18 protein-coding genes are annotated in these 18,632 nt (G+C 64.3%); 13 read left to right on the top strand and 5 right to left on the bottom strand.

Annotated features, from left to right (window positions below):
• Positions 1-44: 44 nt before the first annotated feature.
• Together VG320_RS22160 and VG320_RS22155 are read right to left on the bottom strand one after the other, a co-directional pair.
• Positions 45-1,244, bottom strand: a complete 1,200-nt coding sequence (locus VG320_RS22160) for an MFS transporter (protein WP_327202211.1) — start codon at positions 1,242-1,244, stop codon at positions 45-47.
• A gap of 59 nt (positions 1,245-1,303) precedes the next feature.
• Entirely contained in the window at positions 1,304-1,690 is a 387-nt protein-coding gene (locus VG320_RS22155) for a VOC family protein (protein WP_327202210.1), read from the bottom strand.
• Between the two features lie 135 nt (positions 1,691-1,825).
• On the opposite strand from VG320_RS22155, the gene VG320_RS22150 reads away from it, so the two are divergent.
• From VG320_RS22150 to VG320_RS22130, 5 genes are all read left to right on the top strand, one after another.
• Positions 1,826-2,845 carry a LysR family transcriptional regulator gene (locus VG320_RS22150; RefSeq protein WP_327202209.1) on the top strand — a complete coding sequence of 340 codons (1,020 nt, stop codon included), beginning with the start codon at positions 1,826-1,828 and terminating at the stop codon, positions 2,843-2,845.
• Positions 2,846-3,096: 251 nt separating this feature from the next.
• Positions 3,097-4,470: a tRNA (N6-isopentenyl adenosine(37)-C2)-methylthiotransferase MiaB gene (gene miaB, locus VG320_RS22145; RefSeq protein ID WP_327202208.1), complete on the top strand. Its 1,374-nt coding sequence runs from the start codon at positions 3,097-3,099 to the stop codon at positions 4,468-4,470.
• A gap of 76 nt (positions 4,471-4,546) precedes the next feature.
• Positions 4,547-5,638 (top strand): PhoH family protein, encoded by a 1,092-nt coding sequence (locus tag VG320_RS22140; RefSeq protein ID WP_327202207.1) that lies wholly within the window; start codon positions 4,547-4,549, stop codon positions 5,636-5,638.
• Between the two features lie 22 nt (positions 5,639-5,660).
• Entirely contained in the window at positions 5,661-6,122 is a 462-nt protein-coding gene (gene ybeY / locus VG320_RS22135; RefSeq protein ID WP_327202206.1) for an rRNA maturation RNase YbeY, read from the top strand.
• Between the two features lie 42 nt (positions 6,123-6,164).
• A complete protein-coding gene (locus tag VG320_RS22130) occupies positions 6,165-6,872 on the top strand; it encodes a gamma-glutamylcyclotransferase (protein ID WP_327202205.1) in 708 nt (235 codons plus the stop codon).
• A gap of 62 nt (positions 6,873-6,934) precedes the next feature.
• Here VG320_RS22130 and VG320_RS22125 read toward each other — a convergent pair whose 3' ends face one another.
• From VG320_RS22125 to VG320_RS22115, 3 genes are all read right to left on the bottom strand, one after another.
• Positions 6,935-7,606 carry a DUF799 domain-containing protein gene (locus tag VG320_RS22125; RefSeq protein ID WP_327202204.1) on the bottom strand — a complete coding sequence of 224 codons (672 nt, stop codon included), beginning with the start codon at positions 7,604-7,606 and terminating at the stop codon, positions 6,935-6,937.
• A gap of 8 nt (positions 7,607-7,614) precedes the next feature.
• Positions 7,615-7,986: a DUF4810 domain-containing protein gene (locus tag VG320_RS22120; RefSeq protein WP_327202230.1), complete on the bottom strand. Its 372-nt coding sequence runs from the start codon at positions 7,984-7,986 to the stop codon at positions 7,615-7,617.
• Between the two features lie 75 nt (positions 7,987-8,061).
• Positions 8,062-8,742 carry a CsgG/HfaB family protein gene (locus VG320_RS22115; protein ID WP_327202203.1) on the bottom strand — a complete coding sequence of 227 codons (681 nt, stop codon included), beginning with the start codon at positions 8,740-8,742 and terminating at the stop codon, positions 8,062-8,064.
• A 307-nt stretch (positions 8,743-9,049) separates the two neighbouring features.
• Between VG320_RS22115 and VG320_RS22110 the strand changes: the two genes are divergently transcribed.
• The 8 genes from VG320_RS22110 to VG320_RS31205 all read left to right on the top strand — a co-directional run bounded on the left by VG320_RS22110 (position 9,050) and on the right by VG320_RS31205 (position 18,471).
• The gene (locus tag VG320_RS22110) at positions 9,050-9,943 is read left to right on the top strand and encodes an HlyC/CorC family transporter (RefSeq protein WP_327202202.1); all 894 of its coding nucleotides are present in this window, start codon (positions 9,050-9,052) and stop codon (positions 9,941-9,943) included.
• Between the two features lie 243 nt (positions 9,944-10,186).
• Complete coding sequence (gene lnt, locus VG320_RS22105; RefSeq protein WP_327202201.1) at positions 10,187-11,845, top strand: apolipoprotein N-acyltransferase; 1,659 nt, start codon at positions 10,187-10,189, stop codon at positions 11,843-11,845.
• Between the two features lie 186 nt (positions 11,846-12,031).
• On the top strand, positions 12,032-13,039 hold the full coding sequence (glyQ, locus tag VG320_RS22100; protein ID WP_327202200.1) for a glycine--tRNA ligase subunit alpha: 1,008 nt from the start codon (positions 12,032-12,034) through the stop codon (positions 13,037-13,039).
• Between the two features lie 17 nt (positions 13,040-13,056).
• Positions 13,057-15,156: a glycine--tRNA ligase subunit beta gene (glyS, locus tag VG320_RS22095; RefSeq protein WP_327202199.1), complete on the top strand. Its 2,100-nt coding sequence runs from the start codon at positions 13,057-13,059 to the stop codon at positions 15,154-15,156.
• Between the two features lie 35 nt (positions 15,157-15,191).
• Positions 15,192-15,755 carry a D-glycero-beta-D-manno-heptose 1,7-bisphosphate 7-phosphatase gene (gmhB, locus tag VG320_RS22090; RefSeq protein ID WP_327202198.1) on the top strand — a complete coding sequence of 188 codons (564 nt, stop codon included), beginning with the start codon at positions 15,192-15,194 and terminating at the stop codon, positions 15,753-15,755.
• Between the two features lie 42 nt (positions 15,756-15,797).
• The gene (locus tag VG320_RS22085) at positions 15,798-16,559 is read left to right on the top strand and encodes a lysophospholipid acyltransferase family protein (RefSeq protein ID WP_327202197.1); all 762 of its coding nucleotides are present in this window, start codon (positions 15,798-15,800) and stop codon (positions 16,557-16,559) included.
• Positions 16,560-16,674: 115 nt separating this feature from the next.
• Positions 16,675-17,568, top strand: coding sequence for a SprT family zinc-dependent metalloprotease (locus VG320_RS22080; protein ID WP_327202196.1), 894 nt, complete (start codon positions 16,675-16,677; stop codon positions 17,566-17,568).
• A gap of 759 nt (positions 17,569-18,327) precedes the next feature.
• Positions 18,328-18,471: a YgjP-like metallopeptidase domain-containing protein gene (locus VG320_RS31205; protein ID WP_414696095.1), complete on the top strand. Its 144-nt coding sequence runs from the start codon at positions 18,328-18,330 to the stop codon at positions 18,469-18,471.
• Positions 18,472-18,632 lie beyond the last annotated feature (161 nt).

The following is an 18,632-nucleotide window of genomic DNA, read 5'->3' as shown; positions in this document are numbered from 1 at the left end:
GACGATATGCGCGCAAGGTGTCGGCCAACGCCTCCGTTACCGCTTCAGCACGCGTCCTGCTGCACCGCGACTTTGACCGCGTTCGCCGGTTTCGAAGACGTGTTGCGCGAGTCCAGCCGCGCCGCGATCCACGTCAGCACAAGCGCCGCAATCGCGACCGCCGCCGCCACCCACGGCAGCGCATCGAGCGCCACACCGCGCGCGATCGCCAGACCGCCCAGCCACGCGCCCAGCGCATTGCCCACGTTGAAGGCGCCGATATTGAGCGTCGAGGCGAGATTCGGCGCGGCAGCGGCCTTCGCAACCACGCGCATCTGCAACGGCGGCACGGTGGCGAACGCGGCGATGCCCCACACGAACAGCGTGACGGCGGCGGGCACGCTCGCATGACTGGTCTTCGTGAAAATCGCCATGACCACGGCCAGCGCGACCAGAATGCCCATCAGCGACGGCATCAGCGCGCGGTCCGCCAGCTTGCCGCCAAGCGTGTTGCCAAGCGTGAGCCCCACGCCGAACAGCACCAGCATGAGCGTCACGCCGCGCGGCGAGAAACCGCTCACCTGCTCCAGAATCGGCGCGATATAGGTGAACACCACGAACACGCCGCCAAAGCCCAGCACCGTCATGCCGAGCGCCATCCACACTTGCGGATCGCGCAGCACGCGCACTTCGTGACCCAGGCTGACGGGGCCGCTGTCGTGCTGGTTCGGCACCAGCACGCTCACGCCGATCAGCGAAATCACGCCCAGCGCGCTCACGATCCAGAACGCCACGCGCCAGCCGAACTGCTGGCCGATGGCCGTGCCGAACGGCACGCCCAGCACCGTCGCAAGCGTAAGCCCCGTGAACATCAGTGCGATGGCGCTGGCGCGCTTTTCCTGCGGCACGAGCGAGGCCGCCACCACCGCGCCGATGCCGAAGAACGAACCGTGCGCAAACGAGGCCACCACGCGCGCGACCATCAGCAGCGAGTAGTTATCGGCAAGAGCGCACATCACGTTGCCGACGATGAACACGCCCATCAGCAGTTGCAGCGCGAGCTTGCGCGGCATGCGGCTGGTGAGCACGGCGAGCAGCGGCGCGCCCACCGCCACACCCAGTGCGTAGCCGGTCACGAGCAGTCCGGCGGCAGGGATCGTCACGCCCAGATCGCGCGCGACATCGGGCAGCAGGCCCATGATGAGGAACTCGGTGGTGCCGATGGCAAAGGCGCTGATCGCCAGCGCGAGCAAGGGGATAGGCATCGAAATCTCCGGATGAAGCCTGGGATGTTGGATAAACGGTCAGTGCGGATCAGTGCGGATCAGCGCGCCGCCGTCACAAACTCGACGACGACGCCAGGCGCCAGCGCCACGAAAAGCTGGCGCTCGTTGGTCAAGGGCACGTCCGCCACCTGGTACGGCACGTCGTGCGCCACGAGCCGCGCGAGCAACGCCTGCCACTCGTCGCCGGGCGCGACGCGCAACGCCACGTGATCGAAACGCGGCGCGACGCGTGCGGGCCGCGCGCCGGGCATCGTCGCCTCGACCAGATGGACGATCGGGCGGGCGTCCAGACCGCTCGAATACAGCCAGTAGCCGCCCACAGAAAAAGGCGGACGCGGGCCGTTCTCCAGACCGGCGATATCGCAGAAAAAGCGGCGCGCGCCTTCCAGATCGGGCGTGACGAGGGTGACGTGATCGAGTTGCATGGCGTGTCCTTGGCCCCCACAAAGCAAGGCCGCGAGGGAAAACCCGTAAAAACACGCGCATTGTCGGCGCTCTACGCGATTTTGATAATTGGCGTAGCATTTGAAGCATTTTCAATCGGCATCTAATAATCGCGTATGGACAATCTCGGCGATGTGCGCCTTTTCGTGGAGGCGGCGCGGCTCGGCAGCCTCTCGGCGGCGGGCCGCAAGCTCGGCCTCACGCCCGCTGCGGCAAGCGCACGCCTCGCGCGGCTCGAAGCCGAATTGCATGCGCGCCTGTTCGAGCGCACCACTCGCCAGTTGCGGCTCACCGACGAAGGACGCAGTTATCTCACCTGTAGCGAACACGCGCTGCGCTCGCTCGACGACGCCAAGGCTGCGCTTCAGGAGGGCCAGAACGCGGTGCGCGGCAAGGTGCGGATTTCGGCGACTTCCGACTTCGGCCGCAATCTGCTGATGACGTGGCTCGACGAGTTCCGCGCGCGCTACCCCGAAGTGCGCTTCGCGCTCACGCTTACCGACTCGATCTCGAATCTCGTGCAGGAAGACATCGATCTGGCGATCCGTTTCGGCATCCCCAGCGACAGTTCGCTGGTCGCACGGCGGCTCGCGCCCAACCCGCGCGTGCTGTGCGCGGCGCCCAAATACATCGCGAAACACGGCGAGCCGCGCGATCCGGCCGATCTGGCCCGCTTCGACTGCATCGTGATCGGCTCGCCAGCGGGACCGGTCAACGAATGGCGGTTTACTCATGGCAAGCGCGGTGTCGAATCGCAGACCTACGTCGTGCCGCTGGAAAACGCGCTGGAAAGCTCAGACGGCGAAGCCGTGCGCCAGTGGACGCTGTGCGGTTATGGGTTGTCGGTGAAATCGATCTGGGACGTGGCCGACGACCTGCGCGCCGGGCGCCTGCAGATCGTGATGCCCGACTGGCGCTACGCCGATGCGCCCGTGCACGCGCTCTATCACCGCAACCGTTATCTGGCGCCGCGCGTGCGCGCGCTGCTGGAGTTTCTGACCGAGCGTTTCGCGCAGACTTCGGGCGAGTTGAGCGCGCTCGTGCCCGGCGCCGAAGACGCTTGCGGCGAGGTCGCCAGCGTGGCGAGCGGCAGCACCGCGGGCCGCTCGCGCCGCCGCAAACGCGTCGAGGCATAAGGCTATAATGTCGGATTCGGCTGAACGACGGTTTGCGTCGAAAAACGGCGGCATAAGAAGCGAAGCTTGCGCAATATCGCGTACGCAACCGCACCACTAAAAGCCGCAAGCGAACCGCCCCACAGTGCGCCCCAAGCCCTCGCGGCCCGGCCACCCGTTTCAGCCCTCATTTTTCACCGTAGTCCCGACGTGCATTGAGTGCATCAACCGGACGACGCCCCCAGGTGAACCACTGCGAACGGCGAAACCCGATGACCAAAAAAGTTTATGTAAAGACCTACGGCTGCCAGATGAACGAGTACGACTCCGACAAGATGGTCGACGTACTCGGCGCGGCTGAAGGCCTCGTGAAGACCGACACGCCCGAAGATGCGGACGTGATCCTGTTCAACACCTGCTCGGTGCGCGAAAAGGCGCAGGAAAAGGTGTTCTCCGAACTCGGCCGCGTGCGCGAGTTGAAAGAAGCGAACCCGAACCTGCTGATCGGCGTGGGCGGCTGCGTGGCGAGCCAGGAAGGCGCCTCCATCGTGCAGCGCGCGCCGTACGTCGATCTGGTGTTCGGCCCGCAGACGCTGCACCGCCTGCCGCAGATGATCGACGCGCGCCGCGCCTCGGGCCGTGCGCAGGTCGACATCACCTTCCCCGAAATCGAAAAGTTCGACCATCTGCCGCCCGCGCGCGTGGAAGGCCCGAGCGCTTTCGTCTCGATCATGGAAGGCTGCTCGAAGTACTGCAGCTACTGCGTCGTGCCCTACACGCGCGGCGAAGAAGTCTCGCGTCCGCTGGACGACGTGCTGACCGAAGTCGCGGGTCTGGCCGACCAGGGCGTGCGTGAAGTCACGCTGCTTGGCCAGAACGTCAACGCGTATCTGGGCGCGCTCACGCAAGGCGCTGAAGATGTCGCCGACTTCGCCACGCTGATCGAATATGTCGCGGAAATCCCCGGCATCGAGCGCATCCGCTACACCACTTCGCACCCGAAGGAATTCACGCAGCGTCTGATCGACACCTACGCCAAGGTGCCCAAGCTCGTGAGCCATCTGCACCTGCCGGTGCAGCACGGTTCGGACCGCGTGCTGATGGCGATGAAGCGCGGATACACGGTGCTCGAATACAAGTCGGTGATCCGCAAGCTGCGCGCGATCCGCCCTGACCTGTCGCTGTCGACGGATATCATCGTTGGCTTCCCGGGCGAGACGGAAGAGGACTTCGAAAAGACCATGAAGCTTGTCGAAGAGATGAGCTACGACACCAGCTTTTCGTTCATCTACAGCCCGCGGCCGGGCACGCCCGCCGCGAACCTGGAAGACGACACGCCGCGCGAAGTGAAGCTCAAGCGTCTGCAGCATCTGCAGGCCACGATCGAAGAGAACGTGCAGCGCATCAGCCAGTCGATGGTGGGCCGGGTCGAGCGCATTCTGGTCGAAGGCCCGTCGCGCAAGGACCCGAGCGAACTGTCGGGCCGCACCGAGAACAACCGCGTGGTCAACTTCCCGGCGCCGATCGCTTCGCACGCGCGCCTGATTGGCCAGATGATCGACGTGAAGATCAATCACGCCTACCCGCACTCGCTGCGCGGCGAGCTGGTGCTCGCGCACGAGGGCAATGCGGCGGTTTCGCACTAAATGTCGCGTTAAGCGTTAAGTCACGCACCGGGCGCGCCTGCGCGCCCTCCACGGAACACGGGAGTTCAGAGACACCTTGAAGCCGAATCAGCAGCATCTGGAATTCACCGCGCCGCACGACGACAACGCGCGGCTCGCCAACCTCTGCGGTCCGCTCGACGAGAACCTGCGGCAGATCGAGCAAGCCCTCGACGTCACGCTCGCGCGTCGCGGGCATCGCATCTCGATCCGTGGCCGTGGCGCGAAGCTCGCGCTGGCCGCGCTCGAAAACTTCTACAACAAGGCGCGCGATCCGCTGTCCGTGGACGATATCCAGCTTGCGCTGGTCGAAGCGCGTCATCCGGCTGCGATGGGCGTGCGCAGCAATGGCAACGGCGGCAACGGCAACAACGCCGACGAAGCGATCGATCCGCGTTTTCGCGGCGATCCGGACCACCCGTTCGACGAACCGGCCGGCCTCGATATCGACATCGAGGAACAAGGCCCGAAGCTCTACACGCGCCGCGCCGACCTGCGCGGTCGCACGCCCGCGCAGCGCGAGTACCTCAAGCAGATCATTTCGCACGACGTGACCTTCGGCATCGGGCCGGCGGGCACGGGCAAGACCTATCTTGCGGTGGCCTGCGCCGTTGACGCGCTCGAGCGCGATCAGGTCAAGCGCATCGTGCTCACGCGTCCGGCTGTGGAAGCGGGCGAGCGTCTGGGCTTTTTGCCAGGCGACCTGTCGCAGAAGGTCGATCCGTATCTGCGCCCGCTGTACGACGCGCTTTACGATCTGCTCGGTTTCGACAAGACCGCGAAGATGTTCGAGCGCCAGATGATCGAAATCGCGCCGCTCGCCTATATGCGCGGCCGTACGCTCAATCACGCGTTCATCATTCTCGACGAGGCGCAGAACACCACGCCCGAACAGATGAAGATGTTCCTCACGCGGATTGGCTTTGGCTCGAAGGCGGTCGTGACCGGCGACACCACGCAGATCGACTTGCCGCGCGGCCACAAGAGCGGCCTGATCGAAGCGCAGCATGTGCTGAAGGACGTGCGCGGCATCGCCGTCACGCACTTCACGAGTGCGGACGTGGTGCGTCACCCGCTCGTCGCGCGTATCGTCGAAGCCTACGACGCGGCGCATCTGAAGAAGGACGAGGCCAAGGTCGACGGGCGCTAACCCGCCCGATCGACACAACATCATGGCACGCGCACCGAAACTCAAACTGAACGTGCAGTTCCCCGCCGCGAAGGCGTTCCCCGAGCACAAGGCCGCGCTGCCCCGCGCAACCGTGGCCGCGTGGATCAAGGCGGCGCTCTTTGCCGACGCGGAACTGACCGTGCGCTTCGTCGACGCCGAAGAAGGCCGCACGCTCAACCGCACCTATCGCGGCAAGGACTACGCCACCAACGTCCTCACCTTCGCCTACGCGGAGAGCGAGGACGATCCCGTGACCGGCGACCTGATCCTCTGCTGCCCGGTGGTGGCGAAGGAAGCAGCCGAACAGGGCAAGCCGCTGTCGTCGCATTATGCTCACCTGCTCGTGCACGGCACGCTGCACGCGCAGGGCTACGATCACGAGGACGACGCCGAAGCCGAAGAGATGGAAGGCATCGAAACCGAAGTCCTCGCCTCGCTAGGCTTTCCCGACCCGTACAAGTAAGGGCACGATCGCACGATCCCCCGCTCTCCTGCCCAGCCCGACATGAACGACAAGCTCAACGACAAGCGCTCGAACGTTTCTGGTGAAGTGCCCCGCTCCGAGGCAAGCGAGCGGGTGGAGAGCGCGGCGCCCTGCCCCGGCTATCCGCCATATCTGGGCGAATCGCGCCTGCTCAGCGAAGACGAACTGCGCGCCTCGCTCGACTGCACGCTCAAGCAATGGGACGGTAAGAGCGATATCTGGCTGTTCGGCTATGGCTCGCTGATCTGGAACCCCGGTTTGCCGACCGTCGAAAGCGTGCGCTCGCGCGTGCACGGCTACCATCGCGGGCTGTATCTGTGGTCGCGCGTGAATCGCGGCACGCCCGAGCAACCGGGCCTCGTGCTCGCGCTCGATCGCGGCGGTTCGTGCGCAGGCGTGGCATTTCGTCTCGCCGCCGACGGAGTGATGCCGCATATGGAAGCGCTGTGGCGGCGCGAAATGCCGATGGGCTCGTATCGGCCCGCGTGGCTGCCGTGCGTGCTAGCGGACGGGCGGCGCGTGTCGGCGCTGGCTTTCGTTATGCGGCGCGATGTGGCCACCTATACCGGCAAGCTCGGCGAAGACACCGTGCGCACCGTGTTCGGCTGCGCCAGCGGCCGTTATGGCACGACGCTCGACTACGTGCGCCGCACCGTGGAAGCGCTGCGCGAAAGCGGCATGCCGGATCGCGCGCTGGAAAGGTTGCTGGTGCGCTGCGCGCAGGAATGAAAAAGCCGCGGCAGCGCCGCGGCTAAAACCATCACGCGAAGGTTCTAATCGAACCGCGTCATTCAGTCGGTGCCGTATTTGGGCGAGTGCGGCCCGTACAGCAAGCCGTTCGGCTGTCCGGCCGAAAGCAGCTTGCGGCTCGTCAGTCCCGCCACCTTCTGGCTTTCGTCGCTCAATGAGTGCGCGATCTGCTTCACCGCCGCCTGCACCAGCGCGCCGATCAAACCCCCACCCACGTACGCATTGCCAAGTTCCTTGCCGTTCGCGCTCGCCGTGCCCTGCCAGAGCACGTCGCCATTGCCCAGACTCACGAGCTTCGCGGACGCGCCCACGTAGGTATTGGCATCGACCACCTGATAAACCGAGCCGTACTGCGTCACCTTCGTGTAGAGCGCGGCGTCCGCGCCGAAGATCTGCCGCAGCTTCGCAGGCGAGACTTCCTGAATGTCCGCCGGCGTGGTGAGGCCGTTCTGGCGGAAGGTTTCCGCGACTTCGGCGACCGGCAGCACGTAATAGCCGGATTCCGCCAGCGGCATCGTCATCTGCGAAAGCATGCCGTTCGTTGCGTTCACGTCGGCGGTTTCGTTCAGCGGCGGCAGGACCACGATCGTGCGCGGTTTGGCGGCGCGCAGCGCGGTGTAATCGACGGCCTGCTTCGGCGCGCCCGCGCATGCGGCAAGCGTCGCAGCCATCGCCAGCACGACCAGCGACTTGAGGTGTGAAAGATTCAACATGGGCGGTCTTATCTCGTGAGGTTCTTCAACAGAAAGTCCATGTACGCGGACGATTCGGGAAAGGCTTCTTTCTCGGCCAGCAATTCCTGCTGGGCCTGCTGTCCCTTGCCCACACTTGCGTAAAGCGCGCCCAGATGTGCATGGAAGCCAGGCGGCGGACGCTCACCCTTGCCGCGCATTTGCTGCAGGCTCTTTTCGAGTGCGTCGATCTGGGCGTCAGGGCTCGATTTGCCCTGCAGATTGTCGTAGACCTGCGGCTGGTAGCCCTCCCAGCCGTATAGCGGCGGCGTTGACGGGCTGGCGCAGCCGACCATGATGACGCCCGCTGCGGCCATGCCGGCGAGCGTCACCCCGCGCAGGCGATTCGATCGTTGTTTCATCGCAAAAATCTCAAAATAGTTTTTGTCGCGGATGCCGGGCATACCGACCGCATCCGCCGGAAATCCGTCGGCAACCTAGCGAACAGCGCCGAGCGCGCCGCCATCGACCCGCTCGGACAGGCGGTTGACGGCTTCCTGAATCGCCATGTCGAGCACCTTGCCGTTGAGCGTCGAGTCGTAGCCCTGGGTGCCGCCGAAGCCGATCACCTCGCGGCTCGACAGGCTGTACTCGCCCGCGCCCTGAGCGGACAGCACGACTTCGGACGTCACCGTATCCACCACGTTGAGACTGACCTTGGCGTAGGCGACCTGGCTCTTGCCGCGGCCGAGGATGCCGAACAGTTGCTGATCGCCGACTTCCTTGCGACCGAACTCGGTGACATCGCCGGTAAGAACGTAGCGCGCGCCCTTGAGCGCCTGAGCCTGCTTCGCGAAGCCCGCTTCCTGGCGAATCTCTTCGAGATTGTCGCGATCGAGCACGTTGAAGCGCCCGCTCTGCTGGAGCGCCGTGATGAGGATGGTTTTCGCCTGGCCGCCCAGACGGTCGATGCCGTCGGTGAAGATGCCGCGCATGTAGCTTGAGCGGTTATCGAATTTGCCGACGGCGACGGCCACCGGTTTGCCCGCATAAGGCGTGGCGGCAACGGCCACTTGCGCAACCGGCAGGGTCCGCGATGCTTCCGTCGCGCAACCGCCTAGCATGATGAGCAGCGCCGGCACGCACCACGCGGCGTTGCGCAACGATGAATTGACCATCTTGGCCTCCTGTTTCCTGACTGGACTGGGTGGCCATTAAAGCCGCATCGCAGAAAGCAAAAAGTAAAAGAGGGACAAGGAGCCTGACCGTCGTCAATAAATCCCTTAAAAAGCGGCGGAACTCAGTCATCACCGCAGGATCGCGCGGCGCCGCCCGATCGGCGTTTTTTTCCGCCACGCGGCGCCCGCCCATCTGCGATAGGATGGGCTGCGTGGCATCCCATACATGGGCGCGCCACACGCATGATGTATCCTTTCCCTTCCGCAACAGCGCGCCAGGTCACGAACAGGCCAAGGGCGCACCACCATGAACGACTCCTATCCCAGTCGACGACACACCGACAAACCGCAGGAAAAGCGCTCCCTTCTCGAGCGGCTGACCGACTTCATCTCGCCCGAGCCCGACTCGCGCAGCGAGCTTCTCGAAATCCTCCAGGACGCGCACGCGCGCAATCTGATCGACGCCGATTCGCTGTCGATGATCGAAGGCGTGTTCCAGGTGTCCGAACTGTGCGCGCGCGACATGATGGTGCCGCGCGCCCAGATGGACGCGATCAACATCGCCGAGAGCCCTGACGATTTCATTCCCTTCGTGCTGGAAAAGGCGCACTCGCGCTATCCGGTCTACGAGGGCAACCGCGACAACGTGATTGGCGTGTTGCTCGCGAAAGACCTGCTGCGCTACTACGCGGAAGAAGAATTCGACGTGCGCGGCATGCTACGCCCAGCCGTGTTCATCCCCGAATCGAAGCGCCTGAACGTGCTGCTGCACGACTTCCGCCAGAACCGCAATCACATCGCCATCGTGGTGGACGAGTACGGCGGCGTGGCCGGGCTGATTACGATCGAGGACGTGCTGGAGCAGATCGTCGGCGATATCGAAGACGAATACGACTTCGACGAGGAAAGCGGCAACATCATCGCCTCGCCCGACGGGCGCTTCCGCGTGCGCGCGCTCACCGAGATCGAGCAGTTCAACGAGTCGTTCGGCACCCATTATTCGGACGAGGAAGTCGATACGATCGGCGGCTTCGTGACGAATCACTTTGGGCATGTGCCGCATCGTGGCGAAAAAGTGCGCATCGACGATCTGATCTTCGAGGTACTGCGCGCCGATGCCCGCCAAGTGCACATGCTGCTGGTGCGCCGCGACCCGATGGCCGGGCAGCGCGAAGCCGCACTGGCGCCGCCGGGCACCTGAGTTCGGCCCTTCGCTGAAATAAAGCCGGCCTTTGCGCCGGCGTTTTTATTGGCGCCATGACCGGTGAAGCGATCGGTCCCCGAACGTTTTGCGCCATCGTCGCCCGCCGTCACAAATTCCTGACGCGCGAAAATGCTATCGTTGCGCTCGCTGCGCGCATGGCGCGTCAGCGACCGTCCTCGAATTGAAACACCGTGCGCCCAGAGCGTGCCTGCAGCCCGCCCTCAGCGCCACCGCAAATCCATGGCCGAACCGATCGATTCCCGCACGCGCGACAACGCGCGGACAGCACAACCCGCCGCCCGTGCCCACGCGCGCCGCGCCCTGCCCGCGTGGCACTACCTCGCCGCGCTCGCGCTGGGCGCGCTCAACACGCTCTCGTTCGCGCCGACGCCCCACGGCGGCTGGCTGGAAATCGCACTCTTCGCGGGCCTCTATTTCTGGCTCACGCGTACCACCGGCTGGAAGAGCGCGCTTTTCACGGGCTGGGCGTTCGGCTTCGGCAACTTCGTCACCGGCGTCTGGTGGCTGTATGTGAGCATGCACTTCTACGGTGGCATGCCCGCCCCGCTTGCGGGCGCGGCGCTCGGCCTCTTTTCGCTCTATCTGGGCGTCTATCCGGCGCTCGCCGCGCTGCTGTGGTCGTTCTGCGCGGGACACGCGCGCCACAGCCGCAACATGGCCGCCGACGCGCGGCCGTTCTCGCCCACCTGGCACGGCGCCTTTGCGTTCGCGAGCGCCTGGGCGCTGGGCGAATGGGCGCGCGGCTATATCTTCACCGGCTTCCCGTGGCTCTCCAGCGGCTACGCGCAGGTGGACGGGCCGCTCGCCGGGTTCGCGCCGATCGTCGGCGTGTATGGCGTGGGCTGGGTGCTGGCGCTGGTCGCGGCGCTGCTGGTGCAGACGCTCGTCAGCCTGCGCCGCGCGCGCGGCGGCGCGCTCACGGCTGCGGTCATTGCGCTCGGCGTGATCGTCGCGGGGCTTTTGCTGCCGCGCGTGAACTGGACGCATCCCGAAAACGCGACGCTCGACGTGCGCTTGCTGCAAGGCAACGTCAAGCAGGACATGAAGTTCTCCGAATCCGGCACGCAGGACGCGCTCAACGAGTTCCAGAAACTCATCACCGAAAAACCCGCCGATCTCGTCGTCACGCCGGAAACCGCGGTGCCGGTGCTGGTTCAGGAGATTCCGGAGAAGTTCGGCCGCGACATCCGCGCCTTTGCCGACAGCACGCACACCTCGATCCTGTTCGGCGCCGTGGGCGGCACGATCACGCCCGATGGCCGCGTGGTCGATTACACCAACAGCCTCTTTGGCGTGACGCCGGGCCAGAACAGCCTGTATCGCTACGACAAGCACCATCTCGTGCCGTTTGGCGAATTCGTGCCCTGGGGCTTCCGCTGGTTCGTGAACCTGATGAACATCCCGCTGGGCGATTTCGCGCGTGGCGCGCCCGTGCAGCCGCCCTTCCTCGTGCACAACCAGCCGGTGGCCGTCGATATCTGCTACGAGGACATCTTCGGCGAGGAAATCGCGCGCACCGTGCGCGAGAATCCGGTTTCGCCGGGCATTCTGGTGAATTCGACCAATCTGGCATGGTTCGGCGACACCATCGCGCTTGACCAGCATCTGCAGATCGCGCGCATGCGCTCGCTCGAAACCGGCCGGCCGATGCTGCGTGCAACCAATACCGGCGCGACCGCCGCGATCGACGCGCATGGCAATGTGATCGCGCGTCTGCCGGCTTTCACGATCGGTTCGATCGACGTGCGCATCGCGGGCACGCAGGGTTTCACGCCCTATGTGACGAGCGGCAATAACACCGTGATCGCCGTTTCGCTGCTGATGCTGGCGTTCGGTTTTGCGTTCGGACCGGCACGCATCGGCCGCAAGAAGGCCTGATCCCGCAGATCAAACCGGAGGCCAAACCGGCGCGCCAACCCCGCGCCGGTCTCAAGGCCGCGCCAATCCGGTAAAATTCATCGTTTCAGCACCAGGCCGCCACGCACCGGTCGCCGCGCGGGCCACGCCTGCCGCCGCAACCCGCGTCTTCCGCCCTACAAGACACCGCAGACACTGCAGGCACACATGCTCACGTTTCAGCAAATCATCCTGACGCTCCAGTCCTACTGGGACAAGCAGGGCTGCGCGCTGCTCCAGCCGATCGACATGGAAGTCGGCGCGGGCACCTCGCACGTCCATACCTTCCTGCGCGCGATCGGCCCCGAGCCGTGGCGAGCCGCCTATGTGCAGCCCTCGCGCCGCCCGAAAGACGGCCGCTATGGCGAGAACCCCAACCGTCTGCAGCACTACTACCAGTACCAGGTGGTGCTCAAGCCCGCACCGGAAAACATCCTCGACCTGTACCTCGGCTCGCTCGAAGCGCTCGGCTTCGACCTGAAGCAGAACGACGTGCGCTTCGTGGAAGACGACTGGGAAAACCCGACGCTCGGCGCCTGGGGTCTGGGCTGGGAAGTGTGGCTCAACGGCATGGAAGTCACGCAGTTCACCTACTTCCAGCAAGTGGGCGGTATCGACTGCAAGCCGGTACTCGGCGAAATCACCTACGGTCTCGAGCGTCTCGCGATGTATCTGCAGAAGGTCGAGAACGTCTACGACCTCGTCTGGACCGAGTGGGAAGAGCAAGGCCCGAACGGCCCGGAAATTCGCCGTCTCACCTACGGCGACGTGTATCACCAGAACGAAGTCGAGCAATCGACCTACAACTTCGAGCACGCCAACGTCGACCTGCTGTTCACGTTCTTCAACGCGTACGAAAGCGAAGCGAAGCGCATGATGGAGCAGCAGCTCGCGCTGCCCGCCTATGAACTCGTGCTCAAGGCCGGCCACACCTTCAACCTGCTCGACGCGCGCGGCGCGATTTCCGTGACGGAGCGCGCGGCGTACATCGGCCGCATTCGCGCGCTCTCGCGCAGCGTGGCGCAGTCGTACTACGAATCGCGCGAAAAGCTCGGCTTCCCGATGCTCGGCAACCCCGTGCACGGCGTGCCGGGCCTGACCACCGACGAACAGGACGCCGCGATGCCCGCGTGGGCACCGCCGCTGAAGGTCGAACGCAAGTTCGGCGAGGAATGACCGGATCTCCGACAACAATGACCCAAGCTCATCAAGCCACTCTCCTCGTCGAACTGCTGACCGAGGAACTGCCGCCGAAGGCCCTCGCGCGCCTCGGTGACGCTTTCGCCGAAGGCATCGCGCAGCGCCTCGCCGCGCGCGACCTGATCGAAGGCGATCTGTCGTTCGAACGCTTCGCCACGCCCCGCCGCCTGGCCGTCACGATCAAGAATGTGCGCAGCGTCGCGCCCGAAAAGCAGGTGCGCGAAAAAGTGCTGCCGGTTTCGGTTGCGCTCGACGCCAACGGCCAGCCCACCGCGCCGCTCGCGAAGAAACTCGCGGCGCTCGGCTTCCCCGACTTCCCGGTGGGCGACCTCGAACGCGCCGGCGAAGGCAAGAACGAAGCGCTCTACCTGAGCTACTCGGCGCCGGGCGCAACGCTCGCCGACGGCCTGCAGGCCGTGCTCGACGAAGCGCTCGCCAAACTGCCTATTCCGAAGGTCATGAAGTATCAGCGCCCCGACGGCAGCGACGTGCAGTTCGTGCGCCCGGTGCATCGCCTCATCGCGCTGCACGGCCATGAGATCGTGCCGGTGAGCGCGTTCGGCGTCGACGCCGGCGACACCACGCGCGGACACCGCTTCCTGTCCGAAGGCCTGATCGCCATCACGCACGCCGACGACTACGCGCACACGCTCCAGCACAAGGGTCGCGTGATCGCCAGCTACGCCGCGCGCCGCGACGCGATCCAGGCTCAACTCATCGAGCAGGCCGGCGACGACAAAGTCGTGATGCCCGAAGCGCTGCTCGACGAAGTGAATTCGCTGGTCGAATGGCCGGTCGTGTACGCCTGCAAGTTCGAGGACGAATTCCTGCAGGTGCCGCAGGAATGCCTGATCCTCACGATGCAGACGAACCAGAAGTACTTCGCGCTGACCGACGACGAAGGCCGCCTGCGCTCGCGCTTCCTGATCGTTTCGAACATCGAGACCGACACCCCGGTCGAGATCGTCGAAGGCAACGAGCGCGTGGTGCGCCCGCGTCTGGCCGACGCCAAGTTCTTCTTCGAGCAGGACAAGAAGAAGACGCTGGCCGACCGCGTGCCGCTGCTCGCCAACGTGGTCTATCACAACAAGCTCGGCTCGACGCTGCAGCGCGTGGAGCGCCTGGAAGCGATCGCGGGCGCCATCGCCGGCATGTGCGGCGCCGATGTCGCGCTCGCACAGCGCGGCGCGCGTCTGGCCAAGGCCGACCTCTTGACCGACATGGTCGGCGAATTCCCCGAGCTGCAAGGCACGATGGGCACCTACTACGCGCGCCACGACGGCGAAGCGGAAGAAGTGGCCATCGCCTGCTCCGAGCACTATCAGCCGCGCTTCTCCGGCGACGAGCTGCCGGGCACGCCCACGGGCACCATCGTCGCGCTCGCGGACAAGCTGGAAACGCTGGTCGGCATCTGGGGCATTGGCCTTGCGCCCACCGGCGAGAAAGACCCGTTCGCACTGCGCCGCCACTCGCTGGGCGTGCTGCGTATCCTCGTCGAAAAGCAGTTGCCGCTCGACCTCGTTGAACTGCTGCGCACGACCTACGCGCAATTCGCGGGCATCGAGGCTGTGGCGGAATCGACGCAGGCCATCTACGAATTCTGCATGGACCGACTGCGCGGCCAGCTGCGCGAGCGCGGCTATGCGGCGCAGGAAGTGGACGCCGTGCTGGCGCTGAACCCCACGCGCTTCGACGACGTGATCGCACGTCTGGACGCCGTGCGCGAATTCGCGGCGCTCAACGAAGCAGCGGCGCTGGCAGCGGCCAACAAGCGCATCTCGAACATCCTCAAGAAGTCCGAGGGTGCGGAAGACGGTGGCGTGCAGATCGCGCTGCTGACGGAGAACGCCGAAAAAGCGCTCTACGCCCAGCTCGAACAGGTCGCACCGCGCGTGGAATCGCAACTGGCCGCGCGCGAGTACACCGGCGCGCTGACGGCGCTCGCGGCGTTGCGCGAAACCGTCGACACGTTCTTCAACGACGTGATGGTCAATGCCGAAGATCCGGCGCTGCGGGCCAACCGCCTCGCGCTGCTCAAGGCACTGCATCGCCAGATGAACAGCGTGGCCGACATCTCGCGACTCGCGGCGTAACGGCCGTCGTGACACGACAAACCTGACACGACACCATGCCGAACAGCTCCAACCGCAAGCTCGTGATCCTCGACCGCGACGGCGTCATCAACGCCGATTCCGACGCCTTCATCAAGTCGCCGGACGAATGGGTCGCGCTGCCGGGCAGCCTCGAAGCGATCGCCCGCCTGAACCAGGCGGGTTATCGCGTCGCTGTCGCGACGAATCAGTCCGGCATTGGCCGGGGCTTGTTCGACACGTCGGCGCTAAACGAAATGCACGCGAAGATGCACCGCCAGGCCGCGGCCGTGGGCGCGCGCATCGACGCGGTGTTTTTCTGCCCGCACACCTCGCAGGATCACTGCGACTGCCGCAAGCCCCGGCCCGGCATGCTGAAGATGATCGCCGACCGTTTCGAGATCGATCCTGCCGATACGCCCGTGGTGGGCGATTCGCTGCGCGACCTCGAAGCGGGCGCGGCGCTGGGCTGCCGGCCGCACCTGGTGCTGACCGGCAAGGGCCAGAAAACCCTCGCGGCAGGCGGCCTGCCCGAAGGCACGCAGATCCACAACGACCTGCGCGCCTTCGCGCTGGATTTTCTCTCCAACGAATCGGCCTGACCTTAACTCAGGCTGGTCGGCTCCCCCGAACGGTTCCACCCGATGCGCTTTATCCGCTCCCTGCTGCTGTTCATTTATCTGATCGTCTACACGATGCCGTACGCCACCGCGTGCTTCATCGCGTTCCCGTTCATGAACGCCACGCGGCGCTACTGGATGGCCGTGGGCTGGTGCCGCTCGACGCTGTTCGTGGCGCGCTGGCTTGTTGGCATCCGCTATCGCATCGAAGGCATGGAGAACCTGCCGAACGGCCCCGCCGTGCTGCTCTCCAAGCACCAGTCGGCATGGGAAACGCTGGCGTTTCCCGCGCTGATGCCGCGTCCGCTGTGCTACGTGTTCAAGCGCGAACTGATGTTCGTCCCGTTCTTCGGCTGGGCGCTGGGCATGCTGAAGATGGTTCATATCAACCGCAAGGAAGGCAAGAACGCGTTCACCTCGGTGATCCGCCAGGGCAAGCTGCGTATGGCTGAAGGCGCATGGGTGATCATGTTCCCCGAAGGCACGCGCATTCCCGTGGGCAAGACCGGCAAGTACAAGACGGGCGGCCCGCGTTTTGCCATCGAAACGGGCGCGCCGGTGGTGCCGATCGCCCACAACGCCGGCCACGTCTGGCCCCGTAACTCGTTCATCAAATATGCGGGTATAGTCACGGTGTCGATCGGCAAGCCCATCGATACCACGGGGCTGACGCCCGACGAAGTGAATACGCGCGTGGAAACCTGGATCGAAGCCGAAATGCGCCGCATCGATCCGGACGCGTACCGCGAAACGGATGGCTCCTCGGCTAAACCCGCGAAGATTTGACGGCTAGGTGATCTGGCCGGCTTTCAGGGTCGGCTTATTCGGCGGGGTTATTCGCCGGATTCGACAGGCCATCCGCCGCGCGGGCCGCTCACGCCAACCCGCACCCGACCTGACGATGCAGAAGTCCCCCTCGCCGCGCCACGCCGCGGCGCTTGACCATCAGCAACTCGATCTTCCGCTGTTTTCTGAGGCGGGGACGGTTGCTACGCCTTCTTCCTCTCCCGCTTCACCTGCTACGTTGCCGCCTGGTAAGGCGCCCAAGGCGCCGCTTGCTCCGCTCGCTCCAGACGGCACGCGGTTGCGTACGCTCGAACTGGGTGCGAGGACGCTGCAGTACCGGCTCAAGCGGTCATCGCGGAAATCGATTGGGTTTGCTATCGATGCGACGGGCCTCACGATTACTGCGCCGCGCTGGGTGACGATTGCGGATATCGAGAACGCCATCGCCGAGAAGCAGAAGTGGATCTTTTCGAAGCTGATCGAGTGGCAGACGCGGGTGGAGCAGCGCGCGCTGCCGAAGGTGGACTGGCGCGATGGGGCGGAATTGCCCTATCTCGGCAAGCCTATGCGCGTGCGGCTTGGGGCTGGTTCGCTCGCGTTTGATGAGGCTACGCGGGTGCTTTCGTTGCCACTACCACCGCATGCGGACGCGCAGCAGATCAAGGATCGCGTTACCGGGTGGCTGCAGGGCGAGGCGACGCGGATCTTTGGCGAGCGACTGCTGGTTTATGCCGCGAAGCTTGGGGTTACGTTTCGGTCGTATGGGCTTTCTTCAGCCATGACGCGATGGGGAAGCTGCTCAAGCGAGGGGCGGATTCGGCTCAACTGGCGGTTGATTCACTTTCCGCTTTCTATCGTTGACTATGTGGTCGCGCATGAACTCGCGCATCTGCGGGAGATGAATCATAGTCCACGGTTCTGGCAGACCGTGGAGTCGATTTTTCCGGAGTTTCGCGAGGCCAGGAAGCAGCTCAAACAACATCCGCCGGAGATGGTGCCGGGGATGTGAGGGGCACAGTCACCACTCGCTGTTCCTTCAAGCTTCAAAAACGAACCTCGTCGCGTCGTCTTGGTGCAACCGGGCGTTGCACCGCGCGCGGTCCTGATTGCCGTATCTGCCTTTGCGGCATAAGCAGAATCGCCTTGAGCAGCAGGCCCGCGAATTGGAGATTCGTAGCCAGGTATCTGCGCCACATACGGCCCCGTTCCTGAATGACGCGATGGAGCCCTTCTAGTCCGTAGTAGTTTCCTCCGCTCCTCCCTCTCCTGCTGCTTTCTCCCAGTAAGGCGCCTGTTGCGCCGGATGGCAAGCGGCTGCGCACGCTCGAACTCAGCGCGTGTTCGCTGCAGTATCGACTTAAACGGTCGTCACGTAAGCCGATCGGGTTTCTCAATGATGCGACCGGGCTGACGATCACCGCGCTGCGGTGGGCGACGATTGCCGATATCGAGAACGCTATCACCAAGAAGCAGAAGTGGATTTTTTCGAAACTGATCGAATGGCAGACAGGGGCGGAATGGCGCGATGAAGCGGAATTGCCATATCTCGGCAAGCCTATGTCGGTGCGGCTTGGGGCCGTTTCGCTAGCTTTTAATGAGGCTAGCGAGTGTTTTCGTTATCCCTGCTGCGGCATGGATGTGCAGCAGATCAAGGATCGGGTTACCGCGTGGTTACAGGGGAGAGGCGACGCGGAACTTTAGCGGGCAGTTGCTCGTTTATGCCGCAAAACTTGAGGCTACATTTCGGGTATAAGGGCTTTCTTTGGCCATGACGAGATGGGAGAGCTATCCAAGTGAAGGTCGGATGCGGCTCAGCCAGCGGCTAATTCACTCCCCGCTTTCTGTTGTGGACTATGTGGCCCCGCATGAAATATCGCATTGGCGTGAGATGAATCATGGTCAGCGATTTTGAGAAACGGTAGAGTCTATTTTTTCCCGAATTCCGCCGAGTGTTGATTTTCACCGAGTCTTAACCCACCGTTTTCATCTAAATCTGACCCACCCCGAGACAGCCTAGTACATCTATTCCGGTGTGGATAACTCTTCGTTTCCCGCTGGTTTTGCTGCTCTCTT

The sequence above is a fragment of the Paraburkholderia sp. genome, from assembly GCF_035948235.1.
Classification (GTDB): domain Bacteria; phylum Pseudomonadota; class Gammaproteobacteria; order Burkholderiales; family Burkholderiaceae; genus Paraburkholderia.
The sequence above is the reverse complement of the archived record's forward strand: the minus strand, read 5'-3'. Positions and strand labels throughout refer to the sequence as shown.

Excerpts from the sequence above, each read along its gene's own strand:
- VG320_RS22160 (WP_327202211.1), bottom strand. The coding sequence starts at position 1,244 with ATGCCTATCCCCTTGCTCGCGCTGGCGATCAGCGCCTTTGCCATCGGC.
- VG320_RS22155 (WP_327202210.1), bottom strand. The coding sequence starts at position 1,690 with ATGCAACTCGATCACGTCACCCTCGTCACGCCCGATCTGGAAGGCGCG.
- VG320_RS22150 (WP_327202209.1), top strand. The coding sequence starts at position 1,826 with ATGGACAATCTCGGCGATGTGCGCCTTTTCGTGGAGGCGGCGCGGCTC.
- miaB (WP_327202208.1), top strand. The coding sequence starts at position 3,097 with ATGACCAAAAAAGTTTATGTAAAGACCTACGGCTGCCAGATGAACGAG.
- ybeY (WP_327202206.1), top strand. The coding sequence starts at position 5,661 with ATGGCACGCGCACCGAAACTCAAACTGAACGTGCAGTTCCCCGCCGCG.
- VG320_RS22130 (WP_327202205.1), top strand. The coding sequence starts at position 6,165 with ATGAACGACAAGCTCAACGACAAGCGCTCGAACGTTTCTGGTGAAGTG.
- VG320_RS22125 (WP_327202204.1), bottom strand. The coding sequence starts at position 7,606 with ATGTTGAATCTTTCACACCTCAAGTCGCTGGTCGTGCTGGCGATGGCT.
- VG320_RS22120 (WP_327202230.1), bottom strand. The coding sequence starts at position 7,986 with ATGAAACAACGATCGAATCGCCTGCGCGGGGTGACGCTCGCCGGCATG.
- VG320_RS22115 (WP_327202203.1), bottom strand. The coding sequence starts at position 8,742 with ATGGTCAATTCATCGTTGCGCAACGCCGCGTGGTGCGTGCCGGCGCTG.
- VG320_RS22110 (WP_327202202.1), top strand. The coding sequence starts at position 9,050 with ATGAACGACTCCTATCCCAGTCGACGACACACCGACAAACCGCAGGAA.
- lnt (WP_327202201.1), top strand. The coding sequence starts at position 10,187 with ATGGCCGAACCGATCGATTCCCGCACGCGCGACAACGCGCGGACAGCA.
- glyQ (WP_327202200.1), top strand. The coding sequence starts at position 12,032 with ATGCTCACGTTTCAGCAAATCATCCTGACGCTCCAGTCCTACTGGGAC.
- glyS (WP_327202199.1), top strand. The coding sequence starts at position 13,057 with ATGACCCAAGCTCATCAAGCCACTCTCCTCGTCGAACTGCTGACCGAG.
- gmhB (WP_327202198.1), top strand. The coding sequence starts at position 15,192 with ATGCCGAACAGCTCCAACCGCAAGCTCGTGATCCTCGACCGCGACGGC.
- VG320_RS22085 (WP_327202197.1), top strand. The coding sequence starts at position 15,798 with ATGCGCTTTATCCGCTCCCTGCTGCTGTTCATTTATCTGATCGTCTAC.
- VG320_RS22080 (WP_327202196.1), top strand. The coding sequence starts at position 16,675 with ATGCAGAAGTCCCCCTCGCCGCGCCACGCCGCGGCGCTTGACCATCAG.
- VG320_RS31205 (WP_414696095.1), top strand. The coding sequence starts at position 18,328 with ATGACGAGATGGGAGAGCTATCCAAGTGAAGGTCGGATGCGGCTCAGC.